The organism is Candidatus Nomurabacteria bacterium (assembly GCA_023898625.1).
In the GTDB taxonomy this organism is placed as follows: Bacteria; Patescibacteriota; Saccharimonadia; order Saccharimonadales; family JAGQNJ01; genus HK-STAS-PATE-36.
Map to the genome: position 1 here is coordinate 588,740 of CP060231.1, position 20,220 is coordinate 608,959.

The 20,220-nt window shown below is 39.0% G+C and carries 17 protein-coding genes and 1 other RNA gene; 14 read left to right on the top strand and 4 right to left on the bottom strand.

The window, feature by feature from the left end:
* Window positions 1-184 precede the first annotated feature (184 nt).
* The 11 genes from pyk to H6793_03080 all read left to right on the top strand — a co-directional run bounded on the left by pyk (window position 185) and on the right by H6793_03080 (window position 11,741).
* Window positions 185-1,612: a pyruvate kinase gene (gene pyk, locus H6793_03030; protein USN95281.1), complete on the top strand. Its 1,428-nt coding sequence runs from the start codon at window positions 185-187 to the stop codon at window positions 1,610-1,612.
* A 43-nt stretch (window positions 1,613-1,655) separates the two neighbouring features.
* Complete coding sequence (locus tag H6793_03035) at window positions 1,656-2,945, top strand: phosphoglycerate kinase (GenBank protein ID USN95282.1); 1,290 nt, start codon at window positions 1,656-1,658, stop codon at window positions 2,943-2,945.
* Window positions 2,946-2,959: 14 nt separating this feature from the next.
* Window positions 2,960-3,751, top strand: a complete 792-nt coding sequence (locus H6793_03040; GenBank protein ID USN95283.1) for a triose-phosphate isomerase — start codon at window positions 2,960-2,962, stop codon at window positions 3,749-3,751.
* Window positions 3,729-4,199, top strand: coding sequence for a hypothetical protein (locus H6793_03045; protein USN95284.1), 471 nt, complete (start codon window positions 3,729-3,731; stop codon window positions 4,197-4,199). The genes H6793_03040 and H6793_03045 overlap by 23 nt, the downstream gene beginning before the upstream one ends.
* Before the next feature lie 30 nt (window positions 4,200-4,229).
* Window positions 4,230-6,392: a UvrD-helicase domain-containing protein gene (locus tag H6793_03050; GenBank protein ID USN95285.1), complete on the top strand. Its 2,163-nt coding sequence runs from the start codon at window positions 4,230-4,232 to the stop codon at window positions 6,390-6,392.
* Window positions 6,389-6,847 (top strand): NUDIX hydrolase, encoded by a 459-nt coding sequence (locus H6793_03055; protein USN95286.1) that lies wholly within the window; start codon window positions 6,389-6,391, stop codon window positions 6,845-6,847. Before H6793_03050 ends, H6793_03055 begins: the two co-directional genes overlap by 4 nt.
* 156 nt (window positions 6,848-7,003) lie before the next feature.
* Complete coding sequence (locus H6793_03060) at window positions 7,004-8,122, top strand: DUF348 domain-containing protein (GenBank protein ID USN95287.1); 1,119 nt, start codon at window positions 7,004-7,006, stop codon at window positions 8,120-8,122.
* A gap of 72 nt (window positions 8,123-8,194) precedes the next feature.
* Window positions 8,195-8,989, top strand: a complete 795-nt coding sequence (gene rsmA / locus H6793_03065; GenBank protein USN95288.1) for a ribosomal RNA small subunit methyltransferase A — start codon at window positions 8,195-8,197, stop codon at window positions 8,987-8,989.
* Between the two features lie 23 nt (window positions 8,990-9,012).
* Window positions 9,013-9,462, top strand: a complete 450-nt coding sequence (locus H6793_03070; protein USN95289.1) for a MarR family transcriptional regulator — start codon at window positions 9,013-9,015, stop codon at window positions 9,460-9,462.
* Between the two features lie 10 nt (window positions 9,463-9,472).
* A complete protein-coding gene (locus H6793_03075; GenBank protein ID USN95290.1) occupies window positions 9,473-11,185 on the top strand; it encodes an MFS transporter in 1,713 nt (570 codons plus the stop codon).
* A gap of 55 nt (window positions 11,186-11,240) precedes the next feature.
* Window positions 11,241-11,741, top strand: coding sequence for a metal-dependent hydrolase (locus H6793_03080; protein ID USN95291.1), 501 nt, complete (start codon window positions 11,241-11,243; stop codon window positions 11,739-11,741).
* On the opposite strand, the gene H6793_03085 is transcribed toward H6793_03080, so the two are convergent.
* The 4 genes from H6793_03085 to H6793_03100 form a co-directional block, all read right to left on the bottom strand.
* On the bottom strand, window positions 11,738-12,367 hold the full coding sequence (locus H6793_03085; GenBank protein USN95292.1) for a hypothetical protein: 630 nt from the start codon (window positions 12,365-12,367) through the stop codon (window positions 11,738-11,740). The genes H6793_03080 and H6793_03085 overlap by 4 nt on opposite strands.
* Window positions 12,368-12,465: 98 nt before the next feature.
* Window positions 12,466-13,602 (bottom strand): CAP domain-containing protein, encoded by a 1,137-nt coding sequence (locus tag H6793_03090; protein USN95293.1) that lies wholly within the window; start codon window positions 13,600-13,602, stop codon window positions 12,466-12,468.
* An 80-nt stretch (window positions 13,603-13,682) separates the two neighbouring features.
* Window positions 13,683-14,237, bottom strand: a transfer-messenger RNA (tmRNA) gene (gene ssrA, locus H6793_03095).
* 125 nt (window positions 14,238-14,362) lie between these two features.
* Window positions 14,363-16,129 (bottom strand): leucine-rich repeat protein, encoded by a 1,767-nt coding sequence (locus H6793_03100; GenBank protein USN95294.1) that lies wholly within the window; start codon window positions 16,127-16,129, stop codon window positions 14,363-14,365.
* 173 nt (window positions 16,130-16,302) lie between these two features.
* Here H6793_03100 and H6793_03105 point away from each other — a divergent pair, with 173 nt between their 5' ends.
* From H6793_03105 to H6793_03115, 3 genes are all read left to right on the top strand, one after another.
* Entirely contained in the window at window positions 16,303-17,571 is a 1,269-nt protein-coding gene (locus H6793_03105) for an alpha,alpha-trehalase (GenBank protein ID USN95295.1), read from the top strand.
* A 166-nt stretch (window positions 17,572-17,737) separates the two neighbouring features.
* Window positions 17,738-18,400 carry a phosphoribosyltransferase gene (locus H6793_03110; protein USN95296.1) on the top strand — a complete coding sequence of 221 codons (663 nt, stop codon included), beginning with the start codon at window positions 17,738-17,740 and terminating at the stop codon, window positions 18,398-18,400.
* A gap of 157 nt (window positions 18,401-18,557) precedes the next feature.
* Window positions 18,558-19,994, top strand: a complete 1,437-nt coding sequence (locus H6793_03115) for a methionine--tRNA ligase (protein USN95297.1) — start codon at window positions 18,558-18,560, stop codon at window positions 19,992-19,994.
* Window positions 19,995-20,220 lie beyond the last annotated feature (226 nt).

Below are 20,220 nucleotides of genomic sequence, written 5' to 3' on the forward strand. Positions count from 1 at the left end.
ATGAATAATAATTAAACTTTTTGCTTTAAAATACGATAACAACCAAGTTTTAGTTATTAGTAAAATTAAGAGTTTCTATTTGAAATAATAGGCAAGCATAAGGATTTTCATATATAATATGGTTATTAAGTTTGGCACAACTGCTAATTATTAATTTGTGGTTTTTCTAAACTTTTAATGATCTATGACAACAACAAAAGCACCACTAGTAACATTAGAACAGTTCAAGAGTACGAAGATTATTGCTACCGTAGGGCCAGCATGCAACGACTACCAATCTGTTTACGAAATGGTTGTTGCTGGAGCAAACGGACTGAGATTAAATTTTAGTCACGGTACTCCAGAAGAAAGAATTCAACAGATTGAGTGGATTCGTAAAGCCAGTAAGGCATATGGCAAACCAGTTGCAATCATTCAAGACCTGCAGGGTCCAAAAATACGCCTTGGTGATTTTGAGGGGATTATTAATGTTAGATCTGGGCAAAGCCTGCAGTTTAAGTACAAAGCAGATTATGCCAGGTCAGGAATGATCCCTACGCAGTATGACTTGAGTAAAAAAGTAAAGCGTGGAGAACGACTTTATTTGTATGACGGAAAAGTTCAAGCAAAAGTTGTGAGTATTACTGATGGGGTAGTGCATGCTAGGGTTTTAAATGATGGTATTCTTATTAAGCGGAAGGGCATAAATTTACCAGACACAGACTTTGCTGGAGATATCATTACGGCAAAAGACAAGAAGGATATTGCTTTTGGCTCTACTCAAGATTTTGATTATGTTGCGCTGAGTTTTGTGCAATCTGCCAACGATGTTGCCACTTTGCGAAAAATGCTCAAAAATCTCGGGAGTCGGGCAAAAATTATTGCCAAGATTGAAACCAGGGCATCGATTGAAAATATCGAATCAATTATTGAAGAAGCGGATGCTGTGATGATCGCGAGAGGCGATTTGGCAATTGAAACCTTGCCTGAATCTGTTCCGATTGATCAACGCAATATCATTGGGCTAGGTTTGCGTCACCGCAAGCCTACGATAGTAGCTACTCAAATGCTGGCCAGTATGACAGAAACCCCAGAGCCAACACGTGCTGAAGTATCAGATGTTGCTACAGCGGTTATTGTTGGAGCGGATGCGGTTATGTTGAGTGATGAAACAGCTAGTGGAAAGTACCCGGTTGAAGCTGTTAAAGTAATGAAGAGGGTTATTATATACACACAGCAAAATTCTGTTGTTCGCGCACAATTTCCAGCATACGAAGAACACACAAGACAAAGTGCAATCAGCAACGCAATTATTAAATTAGCAGGTGATGTTGGAGCAAGAGCTATTATTGCTGAAACAAAATCAGGCGAAACAGCAATTCAAATTGCGTCATTGCGCCCGGAGATTCCTATTATTGCCGTAACCTCTGATATTCATACTTCAAGGCAACTCTCAATCGTTTACGGAGTAAAGAGTTATCTGCGTCCAGTTGATCAATTTGCAGCTACCAAAATCACCAGATGGTTACATAAAAATAAGGTATTGAGTAGTGGGGATATTGTTGTTTCGGCATCAGGAAAACATCCTGGAGTTGTAGGCACTACAGATACAATAAAAGTTCGTGTAGTATAAGCATAATTCTGCTACAATAATTACAGTTAAGGTGGGTAATCTTTTGAGTTTTACTAAAAAGACAATAAAAGACATAAAACTATCGGGTAAAACTATATTACTCCGGGCAGATTATAATGTTCCGTTATCTAAGGACGGCAAAATTACTGACGATTATAGGATTCAGCAGTCACTACCTACCATTAAGTATCTTATTGATAAAAAATGTAGGGTTGTAATATGTGCTCATTTGGGTCGTCCAGACGGACGAAGAGATCTTAAATATTCACTACAACCCGTAGCTAAAAGACTAGAAAAATTACTTGGCAAAAAAGTGTACTTTACTCCAATAACAGTTGGAGATGTTGCTAAAAAGGCGGTCAATAAGCTTAAAGATGGACAGGTACTGATACTGGAAAACCTTAGGTTTAATCCTGAAGAAGAAGAAAACGACAAGAAGTTTGCCAAAGAGCTGGCAAGCTTAGCTGATATTTTTGTTGAAGATGGTTTTGGTATAGTGCATCGTGCTCATGCATCAACAGAAGGGGTGACAAAATACTTGCCTAGTGTTGCTGGCTTGTTGCTAGAAAAAGAGGTATCAACAATTAGAGATATTATCGACAATCCACGACATCCATTAATGGCAATTGTGGGTGGCGCGAAGATTTCCGATAAGATAGAAATCCTCAAAAAGTTCATAAAACTTGCCGATGTTTTAGTGATTGGTGGAGCAATGGCTAATACCTTTATGAAGGCTAAAGGGATTGATATTGCCAAAAGCTTATCTGATACTGATGATGTCCCGATGGCCAAAGAGATTATGCGTTTAGCAGAACTCGAAGCCAAAAAGCGAAAATTTATTTTCTATCTTCCTCAAGATAGTGTTGTTGTAAGTAAAGTAGATAAATTTGCTAAAACAAGAATTGTGGATTGGGATGCTCACTTGATTGCAACACTAGAAAATTATCCAAAGCGACCTCCACGTTCAGCTTTTCAACTAAATAAGGAAGATATTATTGTAGATATAGGTCCATTTTCTGGGGCATTTATAGCAGGTTGTATGCAACTGGTAAATACCGTAGTTTGGAATGGTACCATGGGTATCACCGAAACTCCCAGTGTCGATGGGCCGGTTGGGCCTTTTGCACATGGAACGGAGTTGATGATTGAGGCTTTAGTTGGAGAATTTGGGCACCGTCCCTACAGTTTGATTGGGGGTGGTGATACAGCTGGATATATACAAGAGCGTGGAATGGTGAAGTATTTTAATCATGTTTCGACGGGTGGTGGAGCAAGCCTGGATTTGCTTGCCGGGAAAAAGTTGCCAGGCGTCGAGGCTCTGAAAGATAAGTGAGGTACAATAAACCTATGTCGCGTCGTAAATTAATTGTTGGAAACTGGAAGATGCACCTTAATACTGCTCAAGCTAGCTTGTTGGCACATCGGTTACACGAGAGGATAAGAATATATCGCAACCTAGAGGTCGTATTGGCACCGAATGTATTGGTGCTTCAACCGCTTAGCCTACAAATTGATCGACGCAAGTTTAGGCTATGTGCTCAAAATGCCTATTACAAAGACGAGGGAGCGTACACAGGTGAGGTTTCGTTCACAATGTTACGTGATCTTGTTCACTATGCGATTATTGGGCACTCTGAAAGACGACAGTACTTTAACGAATCTGACGCTATTGTGCGTGATAAAGTATCGGCATGTGTTAGGAATGAGATTACGCCGATACTTTGTGTTGGAGAAACAAAAACTCAGCGACGAGCAGGCGAAACACAAAGAGTGCTTCATGACCAGGTCGCAACTGCTGTGAGTGGTTTAACTGCGCATGAGGTAGGTAATATGGTTATTGCATATGAACCAGTTTGGGCGATTAGTACTTTTGGGGGTGAGCTTGCTAAACCAACTCAAGTAAAAGAGGCGATGGACGGCATTCGTAATCAAATAAATAATCTGTACGGAAAACGAGCCTCACAGAATGTCAGGGTGTTGTATGGCGGTAGTGTTGATGATCAAATAGCACGTGGATATTTAGAGATTACTGGGTGTGATGGTGTTCTTGTTGGCGGAGCAAGCATAAATTATCATAAGTTTTCTGGGATTGTTGAGTCAGCCTATAAAATGCAACATGAAAGAGGCGAAGATGTCTGATGATGACCAAAAACATCTAGACGCTACAAAACCTGGGCTGTTGCCAGTGAGCCATACGTCAAAACCTGCACTAGTCAATAATCAACAACTCTCTAAAGATCCAATGATGCGTGATGAAGATAAGAAGGATGATAAGCCAGAATTATCAAAAAAAAGTCTAGTATTAGAACCTACAATAACCAAAGAGTCTTTGAAAAAAGACGAAACTCAACTTAAAGACGAATCTCAACCCAAGGAAGTCAAAGAAGAAGAATTACCTGATGGTGTAATAGAAAATCAGCAACCAGTAGTTGATGAACGGTCTGAAGAGATCGAACGTTTAATAAACGAAAAAAAATACTATTTGCCGATCAAGTCAAAATCTTCAACTCCTATGATTATAGGTGTGATTATTGGTGGTGTTGTATTAGTAGGAATCTTAGCGTTACTTTTTATTATTGTTCTATAAAGTTGCCTTCCAGATGATAAAATAATCTAAGTGACTAAAAATTTACTTGAGGGATTAAATGATGAACAAAAAAGAGCTGTCGAAACAATCGACGGTCCATTATTGATTTTGGCGGGTGCCGGTTCTGGAAAAACTAAGACCTTAACTCATCGAATAGCATATCTAATCGCCAATAATTATGCGACGCCGTATAACATTTTGGCAGTTACATTTACAAACAAAGCATCTCGTGAAATGCGCGAACGAACAGCAACTTTGCTTGGTCAGAATCCAGATGACCGTTCATTTATGCCATATTGTGGTACGTTCCATTCGATTTGTGTCCGCATTTTGCGTGTCAGCGGTGAACACATTGGTGTGCCACATAATTTTGTTATTTTTGACGAAGCAGACAGAATTAATTCTATAAAGAAGATCCTAAAAGAACTGCACATTGATGAAAAATCGAACTCACCAAAAATAATCGCAAGCATCATTAGTAATGCAAAAAATGAACTAGTCACTCCGAGCGATTTCCAGGCTGTGGCCTCTGGTCAGCTACAGCTTGCAAGTGCAAAGGTTTATCCTTTGTATCAAAGAGCACTAAAAGAAGCTAATGGGTTAGATTTCGACGATTTGATTTCACGAACCGTCGAAATGCTTGATAAAAGTGAAGTGGCTAGAAAAAAATGGCAAGAGCAGTTTAATTACATTATGATCGATGAATACCAAGACACAAACTCTGCTCAGTATAAGTTAATAAAATTGCTGACTGGACAACATAATAATGTCGCTGTAGTCGGAGATGACTGGCAGTCAATATACAGCTGGAGAGGTGCAGATTATAAAAATATCCTGAACTTTGAAAGGGATAATCCGAACGCTACCATAATAAAGCTCGAACAGAACTATAGAAGTACCAAAAAAATCTTAGATGGTGCACACGCCGTAATCACCAAAAATAAACATCGTTCAGACAAAAAGCTTTGGACTGCATCAGGCGATGGATCGCCGATCCAGATTATTCAAGTAGCAAATGAGAGGGCTGAAGGAGAAGCAATAGTCCGACGTATAAAAACAGCTTTTGATATTAAGGCTAGATCTTATAAAGACTTTGCCGTTTTATACAGAACGAATGCCCAGAGTAGATCTTTAGAAGAAATTTTTGTGCAGTACGGGGTTCCTTACAAGATTGTTGGAGGAGTGAGATTTTATGACCGAAAAGAGATCAAAGACCTGTTAGCCTATTTGAGGTTAATTTATCAACCCGAGGATATTGCTAGTTTTGAGCGTATTGTTAATATTCCGACAAGAGGAATAGGTGCTAAATCTTTGCAGAGTTTTTTGATGTGGAAACAAGATAACGGATATTTGTTGTTTGAAGCTCTAACAAATGTAGACAATTGCAAATTAATTACCCCAAAAGCGAGAGCGGGTTTTAACGAACTATCCTCAATAATTGTCGACTTTAGATCACAGATTGAAAATAACTCAGTAGCTACGATTATCGATAGTTTTATTCGACGCATAGGATACGTGGATTATCTTGATGATGGCACCGCTCAAGGTGACTCACGAAAGGAAAATGTTAAAGAGCTGTTGTCGGTGGCGGAACAATATCAAGATCTTGGCCTAGATGGATTTTTAGAAGAAGTTGGCTTAGTTAGTGATATTGACCAGTCTGATGTTGGTGGCGATGCGGTCACGTTGATGACATTACATAGCGCTAAGGGGCTAGAGTTCCCAGTTGTTTTTATGGCAGGCATGGAAGAGACGATTTTTCCGCACTCTAGATCGTTATTTGATCAACACGAAATGGAAGAAGAACGAAGATTGTGCTATGTCGGAATGACGAGGGCCCGCGAAGAGCTGTATTTACTTCATGCCAGCGCTAGAATGCTTTATGGAGGGTTTCAACATAATCCAGCTTCACGATTTTTGTCAGAAATTGAAGCTGAGTCAACAATCGAAAATAGCTTTTTGCAAGATATCCAGCAAAAATCAACTTATGATTTTGACGAAGTGCAACATGATGATTTAAAGAATGAAGAGCTTAGATATGTGCCGGAGTTAAACGAGGGTGATGGCATTAAGCATCAAATATTTGGAATCGGAACAGTGGTAGAAATTAACGGTGATGAAGCTGTTATTTATTTCAAGAATAAAGGAACCAAGAAGATAAATATTTCATACGCCAGAATAGAGAAACTATGACAAAAATGTTCATGATTTTTGGAAGAATTTGCTATTGGGTTGGTTGGCCAATATTTAAAGTTATTTTAGGGAAGTCAAAAAGATCGCGTGGAGTGGTTGTTTGCGAAGATAAAATACTGGTCGTAAAATCTTGGTTGGGTAATGGAAAATGGAATCTTCCTGGGGGTGGCATAAAGTCTGGAGAAAATGCAAAATTAGCATTTATTCGTGAGTTGTCAGAAGAAACTGGCATTATAGTCAACCAGTCAATGGTCGGCAAGATTGGTGACTTTGAATACGATAACGACGGGTTAGTTTTCCGCTATTCATTATTTAGAGTAATTTGTGATAAACCTACCAAAATTTTGCGGCAAAAGAACGAGATATATCAGGCAAATTGGATTAATATTAGGAATCTTTCTGCCAAAAATTCAAATAGCGATGTATGTATCGCATTAAGTAAAGTAGATATTTGATACAATAGAATAGTCACGCATTTGTGACTTTGATATTTTATGGTAAAAAAACAATCTGATAAATCGCAACCCAGAAAATTTATAATGCCCAAAGGTCATCCCTTTGTGGTGCCGGTGGTAACTTTTTTGTTACTTTTTATCTTTACAATGATAGGTATGGTCATTTTTGGTGGCGGAACAACGGTTGGTCCTAATGACTCCAGAATAGTAACAGTCTATGCGGATGGCAATAAACAAACATTACCTACACGTGCAAAGACAGTACAGGATTTACTCGATAGGCTGGATATTAAAATACATGAAGGGGATGTTGTGGAGCCAGCTCTGGATTCACCGATTATTAACGATAATTTCGATATTAATATCTATCGATCAAGACCAGTAATGATTGTAGATAAAGGAAAGCAGATAGTTGTTAATTCTGCTGATCAATCACCTGCTGTAGTGGCACGCAATGCGGGTATTGTAGTATATCCAGAGGATAAAATGGTTCCAGATGTGCCAGAGAATTTAATACAAGAAGGGGTTGTTGGTGATAGATATGTTATAGATAGAGCGACTCCAGTAACTTTGATACTTTACGGTAATGTAAGCGGGGTGCGTACTCAAGCAAAGACCGTTGGCGACTTAATGAAGGAAAAGAATATCAAGTTTTCAGAAAGTGATACCGTGGCACCGTCTTCAGATACACAGCTTCACCCCGACATGAAGATAACGATTACCCGTGAAGGTCAGCAAATTGCTACTGTTGAGGAAGAAATACCTGCACCTATTGAGTATGTTGATGACGCAAATATGACGCGAGGCAGTACGGCAGTTAAGGAGCCAGGAGCTCCCGGTAAAAAGGTTGTTACATATGAAATAAAGACTGAAAATGGGATTGAGGTTAGCAGGAATAAATTACAAGAAATCGTTACAATTCAACCCCAGAGGAAGTTAGTTACAAGGGGGACAAAAATTATCATAAGTAATCCATCGGAAAACGTTAGAATTGGTGAAAGTATGGCTGCGAGTCGAGGCTGGACTGGAGAGCAATGGTACTGTTTGTATCAGCTTTGGCAAAAAGAATCACACTGGAGTACCACAGCAGGAAATCCAAGTAGTGGTGCTTACGGTATCCCCCAGGCATTACCAGGTAACAAAATGTCTAGTGCTGGGTCGGATTGGGCATCCAACCCTTCAACGCAAATTGCTTGGGGCTTAGGGTATGTCGCTGGACATTACGGTACGCCATGTGGAGCCTGGTCTACGTCACAAGCTCGGGGATGGTATTAGATGACCCAAATTGAGTGTACGGATTGTTGCATGCATGACAATTTGTATAAATCAGGTCAGTAGTATAGGTATATGAGTAATTTTCCGGAGGCTAAAAAAGCATTAGGTCAACACTGGCTTGAAGATGAAGAAAGTTTAGTAGCTATGGTTCACGCAGGTGAAATTTGCGCATCTGATACAATACTTGAGATTGGCCCAGGCACAGGCACGCTCACAGAAAAACTTACAGAAACAAATGCAAACATTATTGCCCTAGAGTTTGACAGCGCAAGATACAAAGATTTAATTAGGACTTACAAAGAATCTACTAATGTAGTGATTCAAGAAGGGGATATTAGGGTATTTAATCTCAATGACTTGCCACCAGATTACAAAATAATCGCAAATATTCCGTATTATTTGACAGCAAATTTGCTTAGAATTTTGTCGGAGTCTGAAAATATGCCAAAAATAGCCGTACTTCTAGTTCAAAAAGAAGTGGCTCAGAGGGTTGGGGCTAATCCGGGGGAGTTGAGTATGCTTTCAGTCTTTACTCAAATTCACTATGATGTGTCTCTTGGTCGAATTGTTCCAGCTCAGTTATTTTCTCCACCTCCTAAAGTAGATTCACAAATACTTATACTGCACCGTAAGTCAGAAAGTCGGTCTTCTCAAATATTGCCTCAATTAAGCAGGGTAATTAAAGCAGGGTTTAGCCAAAAACGAAAAAAATTAGTTAATAATTTAGCGACCGAGTTAGGACTAGGCAAAGAAGAGATTTCAAAAATTCTTCAAGACTGTAACCTAAGGTCTGATATTAGAGCTCAACAATTAACTTTAGGTCAATGGGAAAAGATCTCTAACGAAATATCACAGTTGACACGTTAATAATTAACTAGTAAAGTTATAAGGTGATTTCAAATATAAAACCAACGGACAATGTCAGCTATCTTATTCAAAAGATCGCCATGCTTCTTAGCCGGCAAAATGACTTTATCTTAACGCAAAATCTTGGTATTGGTTTTTCACAGTTTAAGTTACTGATGATTTTAAGATGGCAACCGAATATTAAGCAAAAACAAATTGCGCAACAGCTCGGACAAACCGAAGCAAGTATTAGTCGTCAGATTAAACTGATGTTTAATGATGGTTTGTTGCAAAGCACATTAAACCCTTCAAATCGACGCGAGCACATTACTACATTAACAACTCGTGGACAACGGATTTGTGATGAATCAATTGAACTTATGAAAACTTCGTATCAACCAATGATTTCGCAACTGTCAAAGCATCAAGAGGTTGATTTATTAAAATCACTAACAGTTCTCAATGAATACTTACAATCAAACGTCAATAAATAAAAGGATAACTATGCATAAAAACAATCAACCAAAATCAAATAAAGCTTTGCCCCCAAACAAAAAGAAGGCAAAACACGGATTACTAAAGTGGCTTCCGATGGCGGTATTGAGCTTGGCCTTGATGATAATTATTATCGATACAACAGTATTAAATGTTTCGCTCAAGACAATTGTTAATGATTTGAATACTGATATTCAAGGAATCCAGTGGGTGATTACTGCATACTCATTAACCTTGGCGGCGTTTACTATTACCGGTGGTCGTTTAGGTGACATTTTTGGGCGCAAAAAGATGTTTATGATCGGGGCAGTAATATTTGCTGTTGGATCGTTCATTACTTCAATTAGTCACAGTGTAGGGGTTATGATTGTGGGCGAATCAATTATTGAAGGAATAGGCGCAGCCTTAATGATGCCAGCTACGGCTTCACTACTCGTTTCAACATACAGGGGTAGAGATAGGGCCATTGCTTTTGGGATATGGGGTGGCGTAGCAGGTGCGGCTTCTGCTCTCGGCCCGATCTTGGGTGGATATTTAACAACAAATTATAGCTGGCGGTGGGCGTTCCGAATAAATATCTTTGTAGTGATATTGCTATTGCTAGGCTCTATGGCTATAGCTGAAGCTCGCGAAAAAAATGTCAGTCGCAAACTTGATATCATGGGTATTTTATTATCCTCAGTTGGACTCTTTGCGTTTGTGTACGGAATTATTGAGTCATCAAATTACGGTTGGTTAAAAGCAACACAAGCCTATAAACTTCTAGGTCACGAAGTTAATGTTGTTGGCTTATCGATAACTCCAATCGCGATTATTATCGGTATTATTTTATTGGCTTTATTTGCGTTGTGGGAAAATTTTGTCGAGAGCCAGGGACGTACTCCTTTGGTTTCCATGGGCATATTCAAGAATAGGCAGTTCATTTCAGGAGCCTCAGTAACCGCTCTTTTATCATTAGGTATGGTTGGCTTAATATTTGCCCTTCCGGTATTTTTACAGTCGGTGCAGGGCCTTGACGCACTACATACCGGTATTGCCTTGTTACCACTTTCATTGATGGTTCTAATTTCTGCCCCACTATCTTCTATTTTAAATAAGAAATTTACAACCAAGCGTATAATTCAAGCAGGATTGAGCTTAGCAATAATTGCTTCATGGGTATTAAGTCGTTCGATTACGCCAACTGCAACTCCATTAACGTTAATGCCTGGATTGTTGTTGTTCGGAATTGGCATGGGCTTTGTAATGGCACAAGCTAGTAACCTAACATTATCGGCTGTATCTGTTGAAGAATCTGGTGAAGCATCTGGAGTTAGCAATACCTTAAGACAGATTGGTTCTTCTCTTGGTTCTGCAATTATCGGCGCCGTGTTATTAACCTCGCTGGCAACAAATTTATCAAACGGAATTTCTGAAAGCAAGGTTATCCCCGATCATGCCAAAAGTTCGATATCAAAAGTTGTGGAATCACAGGCATCAAGTGTTGAATTAGGTGGCCAAAGTGCTCAACAACAGAAGATGGCTAGTATACCTGCAAATATTAAAGAAGAACTGCGCAAAATCGCCGACGAGGCGTCTGCTAAAAGTTCAAGCCAATCTATGCAAATCGCCGGATTATTCATTATTGTTGCTCTTGGAGCCTCATCGTTCTTGCCAAATACTCATGACTTAGAGGCTACTACTAGTAATAGCAGTAAACGAACTCATGCCACCCAGCATTAATAAAACTGACTAAAATTCTAGCCTATGAGTATTATTATGTTGCATAATAGTAGTTATGGCTAATTACAAAGGTCACATATCAGGTGCAGTAATATGTTTGGCGTTGGTATTAGTTGTGCTGACCTTGTTGCCATTTACATGGCTAACAGGTGTGCAAGATATGCTTGCAAACTGGCAGTGGGTGTCGGGATTGTTTGTAACGGCAATCTTATTTGGATTGTGGCCGGATATTGATACAAATTCAAAAGCACAAGATATATTTTTTGGTTTTGCCTTTATTTTGAACGTTATACTTATTATATATGGAAGATTCGAGGTCTCGGCTTATCTTGGGTTAATAGCCATGACGCCAATTCTCGCAAAACACAGAGGTTGGACACACAAGAAGTGGGCTATGATTGTGGTGCCATTGCCAATTTTGATAGTTCCTTATTTGTATCAGCCAAATAAATTATTGATCGGCATAGCTTTTTATCTATCGGCGGTAGTTGGCTATTTTAGTCATTTGTTGCTAGATGGATTAATTACAAAGCGTGTTCGCATAAAAGGTAATTAATAGCAAAATGTTGCCTTTGCCGACTTATAGTCAAGCCTAGCTTCTGTAGTTACGTAATCTAGTAAATTATTAGCAGGATGATCTAATCCTTTTGGTTCAAAAGCTGATCCGGTGGATGCAATAACATCACAATGTTTGCTCATACAGAACATTCCAAGTGGAATAGATAAATCTCTACCAAAAGTCCCACATTGTCGCTGAACAAAATCCCCTGTTTTAAGATGATCTGTAAAGGTTGAAAGATCAAACCAATCTAGTGCAAGATCAGTACCAGAATCATCATTAATTATGAGAGTGCTCAAATTGCCATGCCCAATAGTTACTATATCGCTAAAGTGTTCATCTCGTAGCACGGTACTAAAATCAATATCGTTAGCATTCAGAATAACTTCAGATTGCTTTCCAACTTCATGAAGTCTATCGGCTATCGCAAAGGCTTCTTTGCGAAAGTTAGTGACATCCTTATGTCCGCGCTTGTAGGTACGCTCCCCAATAAGGTCAATAACTGCATAGGAGCAGAATATAGCCACTTTGCCGATATGCTCAGGTACGCTCAATAGATCTTCTTCTTGAAGCAGATCCCACTTTTGTAGGCATTTTTTATACTTTTCTTTATCACTTGCCATAACAACCTGAATGAATAGTTTGGTTATATTAATATATCAGACAGGCTAAAATGTGTATATATCAGTAGTACGAATTAGTTGTAATTAGAGGTCTTGAGCTATTTGTTAGCGCACGAACCCATGCACCGAGCAAATAACTGAGTTGTCCAAACAAATGTATTTGGTTTGGTTGGGTGTTTATATGTGTATGCCCCAACTCCAACTCTTTGGAAGGCTGGATCAAGGATATTGTCTTTGTGGTGTGGACTATTCATGTAGGCATTAAATATTGTCATAGAGTCTCCACCGAATCCAACGTTTTCACCGAGTTTTGCCCACCAATTTGCGCCACATTCTTTTTCGACTGTTTGGGCTAATGGGCTGTGATATAGTCTGTCGACAGTCGCCATATTTAAAGACCAGGTACGTGCAGCTTTTGTTAAACATTCTGATTTGCTTAAAAGAGGTCGAGAGTTTTGCTGTCTGACATAATTTATTCTACTGAGTTGGTCATTTTCTGCATTAGTGTTTAGTGCCGGAGGTGGTGTCGTCAATGGTGCAGGGGTATCTGCAGCATATGTTTTAGGTGTGATTATTGACGAGAACACGTTATTAAACAATGATGATCGTTTTTTTCGTTTTGGTAATGTTGCGGTATCGGGGATAAAAGCCGGTAAATCTTGACTTGGTATAGTTGTATTTGCTTTTTGACAAATTGAGTCAAGTAGTTGCTCTGTCCTGACCATGCTTTTTGAAGGATTTACGGCGTTTGTTTCTACGGGAGCTACAGTTGAGCTACTTGATAGTTGTAATTGTTTAGAATTTCCAATACTAGATTTAATATCATCTTGTTTTGTGGTATCACTTGCTGGCTGTATTGCTTCTATTTGCTTTTCAGTGCTAAGTAGTTGGTCTTGAGTTAGTGTAATCATTTTGACTGGTCCATCATTCTCGGGGGTACAATAAACGGTGCCACTAACTGCCACGTCAATAGATTTACCTCTTGATTCGTATGATATTTTACCATTAGGATTTTTCGAAATAATTAATGGCTTTTCCTTAGTTAAGCTGATGGTTGTTTGCTCTACTGGCGTCTTTAAGGTGTAGTCACTCTTTTTAGAGTTTGCATATGAGCTAGTTACGGCCAGTAGACCAGCAATTGCAACAAAAACGATGACTAATAATTTAGATTGTTTTGATACCTTATTAACTAGAGTACTTTTTTTATTTTGTTTGTTTTTTATTTTTGACATCATTGTATCCTTTTAATATTTGTATATTAGCATAGCCTTCAGATAAATCAAAAAAACCACATTATTTGTGGTTTGGTCTTGATTGGTGGAGCTGGCGGGTACTGCCCCCGCGTCCGTTGGTTTATCTTGATTAGTCATCTACAGGCTTAGTCTGTTTAGTGATTATCTTTGTGGATCTGCCTGTAAACAGACAAAATAACAAATTCACGCAACCCATGAATATCTTAGCCTTTAGCTAGGGTAGAGCCAAAAACCCAGCCAGAAATATGACGTACATTGGTTTTATCTGACGTCAAACGATGTACGGCTGTAGAAATTAAGCTACAGCTGGTGCAAAGCTACGTGCAAACAAGTTTGCAACAGCAACCTTTGCTTCAGATACTTTATTTGCATCTAAAAAAATGTACCTATTAGAGACCGGCCACACAGTAAATTCTTATCTGTGATCCGATTTTTATTGGTTGTAAATTATCCTTAAGTACTCAACGTAGCCTGGGTTACATTTTGTATTTTTCGATAACTTTCGCTTAATAATATCGAATCTTGATACAAGCTTTACTGTGCGACAGGCCTCACGCTGATAAGCGACCTGCTAATCTAACCGATAAAGTCCGACGTCGAGCTTAAAATTCAGCCCCGTAAACTATATTATACTAATAAAGTATCAAATTTACAAGACGCTTGAGCTTTATTTGCTTACTACACCATATTTTCCCACTTTAGGAGGACAGTCCTCCTAAATATAGTTTGTCTTTATCTTATTTTACCTCACCCCCGTATTCGGACTCCCCACAGCTAACGTAGCTAAGCCTACAGGGTCTTTGATGATGCCAGTTGTTTTATCTAAGTCTAAGTCACCATTGTCAGTAATGGTATAGGTTAGTAGTAGAGCATGCTGGTTATTATGAGTAGTTTCAGTAATAGTAGCATTGTCTAATGTAGTATAGCCCTTAGTGCTAGGATCATACTTTTTAGCTATTACCTGATTTGGTTTTAAGTCGGTAACAAATAGTAACGACACTGTGTTGTCTGTAGTAGATGTACTAAAGCTAAAGTCTATTAAGCCTAATGGATAATTATAGCCAGAGTCTTGAACTGCTAGTGATGATTCTTTAACAGCCACAAAGTTAGATAGTGTAGTACTAGTCGGAAGATCTAGAACTACAGTCTTACTATCTTCTGCATTAGGTATAGAGTTACTACCCCCTGTTTTATAGGTATAGATAATCTCATTAGCTCCAGTAGTAGATAAGGCTAGAGTAGTAGGAGGAGTAGATACTAGACTATAGCCAGAGATATTAGGAGCAGAAGGCAAATCTACTGTATCTCCTACCTTGTAGTAAGCATTAATATCTTTAGAAGGATTATCCTTGAGTAGATAGTTAGTTAGTGTAGTACTAGAACCAGTGTCATAACCAGTGATAGTAGATGATGGCAATAAATCATTACCAGACCCATCCTGATACTTAACTACAGCACGGGAGGGGTTGATGAGAGTCATAAGAAGAATATCGCTAGTATCACCATTGCCATTAGAATCTGGCATGCCAAAGTCTGCCTCTGTCATTGCTAGATCAGCCAGTCCTAAAGTTGTAGCCTGGCTAGGGTTGATATAAACGCTACAAGTCTTAGTCCCATCTAACATAGCTTGAAAAACTGATGGGTAATACCCAGAATCCACAAAATCTTTATATGAAGGAGTTCCAGGGATGGTTTGGCCACCGATAGCCAAGATATTAATGGACACAACTGAGTTAGGTATATTGATTTCACTCAGATGATTATCATTAAAAGCGTAAATACCTATGGATGTTACTGAATTAGGGATAGTTATATTCGTAAGCTGATTGGTCATGAACGCATAATCGCCGATAGTAGTAACCGAGCTAGGAATAGTTACGCTAGTTAGTTGGTTCTCAGAAAAAGCAGAGTCGCCGATAGTAGTAACCGAGCTAGGAATAGTTACACTGCTAAGTTGATTGTTCTGGAATACATGGTTGCTAATCACCGATACAGTACTCGGTATAACAACATTAGTGAGCTCATTGTCATAAAAAGCACTTTCGCCAATATTGGTAACACTGCCTAAATCTAGTGTGGATATCTTGTTGTCACGAAACGCTCCATTTCCAATGTTTGTAACACTTCCTGGTATAGTCACATTGGTGAGGTCTTTGTGTTCAAAAGCAGAATCTCCTATCACATTCACCGCTACACCACCAATAGCACTAGGTATATCTACAGCCTTAGGGCAAGCTGGGTCGCCTGGATTGTTGTTTTCGTGCTCGTAGTAACCTGTAATAGTATTAGTGCCGGCATTAAAGTCAAAACAACTATCCGGAGGAGTTATAGCATAGGCTTTATTAGCAGGTATTAAGGCTAATGTAGTAGATAAAGCTAACACTAAACCAATAGCTATTAATGATGCAGAAACAGAAGCAGGCTTTAGATAAGCCATAAACTTATTAATACCCTCAATTGTTTTGTTATCTTTATAACAACCAAACATAAAAACACTAAACTTTTGCATTAACGACTTCAATTCCCATTCCTTCTTAAGTTACTACTATTTACAAGCATAAGAATAACATAAGATGTTAACCTTGTGCAATGGCGACAGAGCTTTTGGTATTGTTAAGCAACAGTCGCAGAAAATCATTTAAACTTGAAACACCGAATAATAGAGAATAAACTTGAACTAGTATGATTCAAAAATCAAAACTGGTTGTAAGGTCTTTATTTGGGTCAACACCCGTTGAGCTTAATGCTGGTGATGTTGATGAAGCCCGGCAGTATATAAAAAACTACTGGAAGAAGTTGGAACGATTTCACCCTAAAGATGATGAAACATTGTTGGGTCTGCCAAGGCCATACTTAGTGCCAGCTTACGAAGAGGGTCATGCTTTTGACTTTAACGAGATGTATTATTGGGATAGCTACTTTATGGTGCAGGGGATGCTAAACTTAGAAAATCAAGCTTTGGTTGAAGGAATACTCGAGAATCTACTAAGCATGCAAAAAAGATTTAAGATAATTCCTAACGCCTCAAGAACTTATCTAATGGGGCGTTCGCAACCACCTTTTTTAACAAGTTATATTTTAGATGTATATAATGCTTATAACCATAATCTCCGTTGGTTGAATGAACGTATGGATTGCGCAAAGCAAGAATACGAAGTGGTTTGGATGGGCACAACCAAACCCAACGAACGTTTAGTTTACGGTGGCTTGAGCAGGTACTACGATATTAATTATCTAAATGATCTAGCTGAAGCTGAAAGTGGCTGGGATATGACTCCTCGTTTTGGGCGCAAGGCGCTACATTATTTGCCGGTAGACCTCAATAGTTTGTTGTATAAGTACGAAACAGACTTTGCAATGGTGGCAAGACTAAATGGTGATAATCATGAGGCAAAAACCTGGGAAAAACGAGCACAGATCAGAAAAAATACTATGGATAGCTTGATGTGGAGTGATCTTAAGGGGCTTTATTTTGACTATGATTTCAAGAAAGAAAAACGAGGTAGTGTGAGTTCGTTGGCTAGTTATTTCCCGTTGTGGGCAGGTATGGTAGACGATAAAAAAGCACTCAAGCTAGTAAGGTCGCTAAAGAAGTTTGAAGAAAAAGGCGGACTTGCAACAACAGATTCTCAAGTCGTACCAATTAACCAAATTATTCCAGGCACAATTCCAACACAATGGGCTCACCCAAATGGTTGGGCTCCATTGCAGTTAATTGTGATTCGTGGGCTTGAAAAATATGGATTTCATGATGAAGCAAAGCGAATTGCACTAAAATGGCTTAAAACTAATCTTGACTGGTTTAATAAGCATGGCGTTTTCCTTGAAAAATACAATGTGGTTGATCCATCAAAGCCTCCAGCTAAAGGCGTCTATCCTAGTCAAACAGGATTTGGCTGGACAAATGCAGTTTTTGAACGATTATGCCAGGATTATATTGATGAAAAGTAAGCTATCTTGTAAAGAAAAAGCAGTTTACATAACCCAATCAGAGGCAAATGCCTCGATTCTTTTAGCTGAGAAGAAGCATGGTGTGAAGCTAAAAAGTTACCAATGTTTGCAATGTAATTTATGGCATCTTGCAAGTAAGTGGAATTAAGATATAATACATCTTTCGATGATTGAGCGTGCACGAATATTGGAACAGATGATAATTAATGAACCCGGAGTGATGGACGGTGAGGATGTTCATCATGAGCTGGCGGGTGGCGGACATGGACGCAAGCTAGCTTTGAAAGAGATACCGCAAGAGAGCGATACTTATAGATATTTAATCGAAACTGAAGCACAGACTATTAGTGAGTTATATGACCCACTACCAGATGTAATTATCGGTATGGCAAATAGCGCAAATCGAATAGCCAGAGATACAGTAGGGGTACTAGAAGCAGATGTCGAGCTTATCGATACTGAAAAGAACCGTTTTGGTCACGTTGTTCCAACATATGCCGGCAGGGTGTTGCTTCGAAGGCTAGGGCCAGAGTTCGCTTTAGTTATTGAAGATGTTGGAACTACCGGCAGAACAGTCGCGAAATTTATTGAAAAGCTAGAAATTAAATACTCGATTCCAAGGATAGAAGCCTTATTTACGTGGCAAAGACAACCAGAGCTGACCGTTTTAGACAGGAGAGGCATCGCACACAATTCTATTATTAACACCGAGCTTAAGACATATCGTAGCGAGAAAGAATGCAAGAATGACCCAGATGGATACTGCTATAATAATATACAGTTACTTAAACGGAAAGCTAAGCATAAGCGTAATGAAGAGCCTAAATAAAAGTCGGTTACAGTATTTAATCATGCCCTAATGGGCGTAGAATACTCAATTAATGATAAGATTAGTATAATTATTAATAACTTGCGGTGTGCAAATATCAAGAAATATAAAATGATGTTTTTGCGCATCGAATCAAGAATAATATTTCGAGGTAAAAATGAACTACTACGTAACAACATCAATACCATACGTTAATGGTGAACCACATTTAGGCCATGCTCTAGAGTTTTTGTATGCAGATGTTTTGGCCAGGCACGCAAGACTCCAAAAAACTCCAACACTATTTGTCACTGGCACAGATGAACACGGGAGTAAAATAGCAGAGAAGGCTAACGATCTGGGCATTACTCCACAGCAGTTGGTAGACGAAAATAGCGCCAAGTTTCGTGAACTACAAAAAATGCTCAATATTAGCAATGATAGGTTTATTCGCACAACTGATGAAGGTCATATTCAACGCGCACAGATAATTTGGAATGAACTAAAAGATGATATTTACAAAGGGAGCTACGAGGGGTGGTACTGTATCGGATGTGAAACATTTGTGCCAGATGCTAAGGTCAAAGAAAACAACAATATTTGTCCTGACCATAATCGACCTTACGAGCGACTTAAGGAGGATAATTATTTCTTTAATTTATCAAAATATGCTAATCAAATTCGTGAAGCAATTGTTTCTAAGGAGTTTCGTGTTACGCCTAAAACGAGGCGAAACGAAATATTGCATGTAATTAGCTCGGGGTTAGAAGATATAAGTATTTCAAGACCAAAAGATAAGATTTCTTGGGGTATTCCTGTGCCAGGTGATGATAGTCAAGTTATGTATGTATGGTTTGAGGCACTCCTTAACTACATTACGGCTTTGGGGTATCCTGAAAGCAAAGATTTTAAAGAATATTGGCCAGCGAACGTGCAAGTTATTGGTAAAGATATTATTCGGCATCACGGGGCCATGTGGCCTGGGATGTTGCTAGCGCTTGGTCTGCCCTTACCAAAGACTTTGTATGTACATGGTTTTATTAATGCAGAGGGTGGCGTCAAGATGAGCAAATCTCTTGGTAATGTCGTTTCCCCAGCTGATATTTTGTCTAAATATGATCCAGATGTGTTTAGGTATTTCTTTATGAGACATATCCCAAGTTACGATGACGGTGACTTTTCATGGACACGGCTTGACGAGGTTTATAATAGTGAGCTTGCCAACGAGCTTGGTAACGCCGTGCAACGCACTGCGTCTATGATAAATCGTTACGAAGACGGAGTTCTTGGAGATATCCCAGAGACAGAACACGATATCGGCCAGTATCAGCAGTTCTTGAATGATTGTCGCTTCGACAAGGCATTAGAAGATGTTTGGGAGCGTGTAAGGAGCTTGAATCAATATATTGAAGAACAAAAGCCTTGGGAAATAGCAAAAACTAAAGACAAACAGCAATTACGTAGTGTGTTAGCATACCAAGTTGCGTATCTATTACAAATCGCAGATTTGCTTGAGCCTTTTATGCCATCAACTGCAGTGAAGATTAGGCATGTTTTTGCTGAAGGTGTAATAAGGCCAATCGAAGGTACTTTGTTCCCAAGAACCACGCAGTAATATTTATTTCCCCCTTCCATTCCCCAACCATAACCAGTACAATATTACTCAGTACATTAAGTAGTTGAGTGGTACCAACAAGTCATAGTTAGTAACAGACTTATATCAAATCCTGTATTTACCTATTCTACCTAAGTAAGGGTAGTATTAGTCACATAGTATAGGCTAAGTATCAATAAGCTATACGACCACAAGTCTAAGATCTAAGTCACAAAACACCCTATCT

Excerpts from the sequence above, each read along its gene's own strand:
- H6793_03105 (USN95295.1), top strand. The coding sequence starts at position 16,303 with ATGATTCAAAAATCAAAACTGGTTGTAAGGTCTTTATTTGGGTCAACA.
- H6793_03085 (USN95292.1), bottom strand. The coding sequence starts at position 12,367 with ATGGCAAGTGATAAAGAAAAGTATAAAAAATGCCTACAAAAGTGGGAT.
- H6793_03060 (USN95287.1), top strand. The coding sequence starts at position 7,004 with ATGGTCATTTTTGGTGGCGGAACAACGGTTGGTCCTAATGACTCCAGA.
- H6793_03055 (USN95286.1), top strand. The coding sequence starts at position 6,389 with ATGACAAAAATGTTCATGATTTTTGGAAGAATTTGCTATTGGGTTGGT.
- H6793_03090 (USN95293.1), bottom strand. The coding sequence starts at position 13,602 with ATGATGTCAAAAATAAAAAACAAACAAAATAAAAAAAGTACTCTAGTT.
- rsmA (USN95288.1), top strand. The coding sequence starts at position 8,195 with ATGAGTAATTTTCCGGAGGCTAAAAAAGCATTAGGTCAACACTGGCTT.
- H6793_03115 (USN95297.1), top strand. The coding sequence starts at position 18,558 with ATGAACTACTACGTAACAACATCAATACCATACGTTAATGGTGAACCA.
- H6793_03045 (USN95284.1), top strand. The coding sequence starts at position 3,729 with ATGAAAGAGGCGAAGATGTCTGATGATGACCAAAAACATCTAGACGCT.
- H6793_03080 (USN95291.1), top strand. The coding sequence starts at position 11,241 with ATGGCTAATTACAAAGGTCACATATCAGGTGCAGTAATATGTTTGGCG.
- H6793_03075 (USN95290.1), top strand. The coding sequence starts at position 9,473 with ATGCATAAAAACAATCAACCAAAATCAAATAAAGCTTTGCCCCCAAAC.
- H6793_03040 (USN95283.1), top strand. The coding sequence starts at position 2,960 with ATGTCGCGTCGTAAATTAATTGTTGGAAACTGGAAGATGCACCTTAAT.
- H6793_03110 (USN95296.1), top strand. The coding sequence starts at position 17,738 with ATGATTGAGCGTGCACGAATATTGGAACAGATGATAATTAATGAACCC.
- pyk (USN95281.1), top strand. The coding sequence starts at position 185 with ATGACAACAACAAAAGCACCACTAGTAACATTAGAACAGTTCAAGAGT.
- H6793_03100 (USN95294.1), bottom strand. The coding sequence starts at position 16,129 with ATGCAAAAGTTTAGTGTTTTTATGTTTGGTTGTTATAAAGATAACAAA.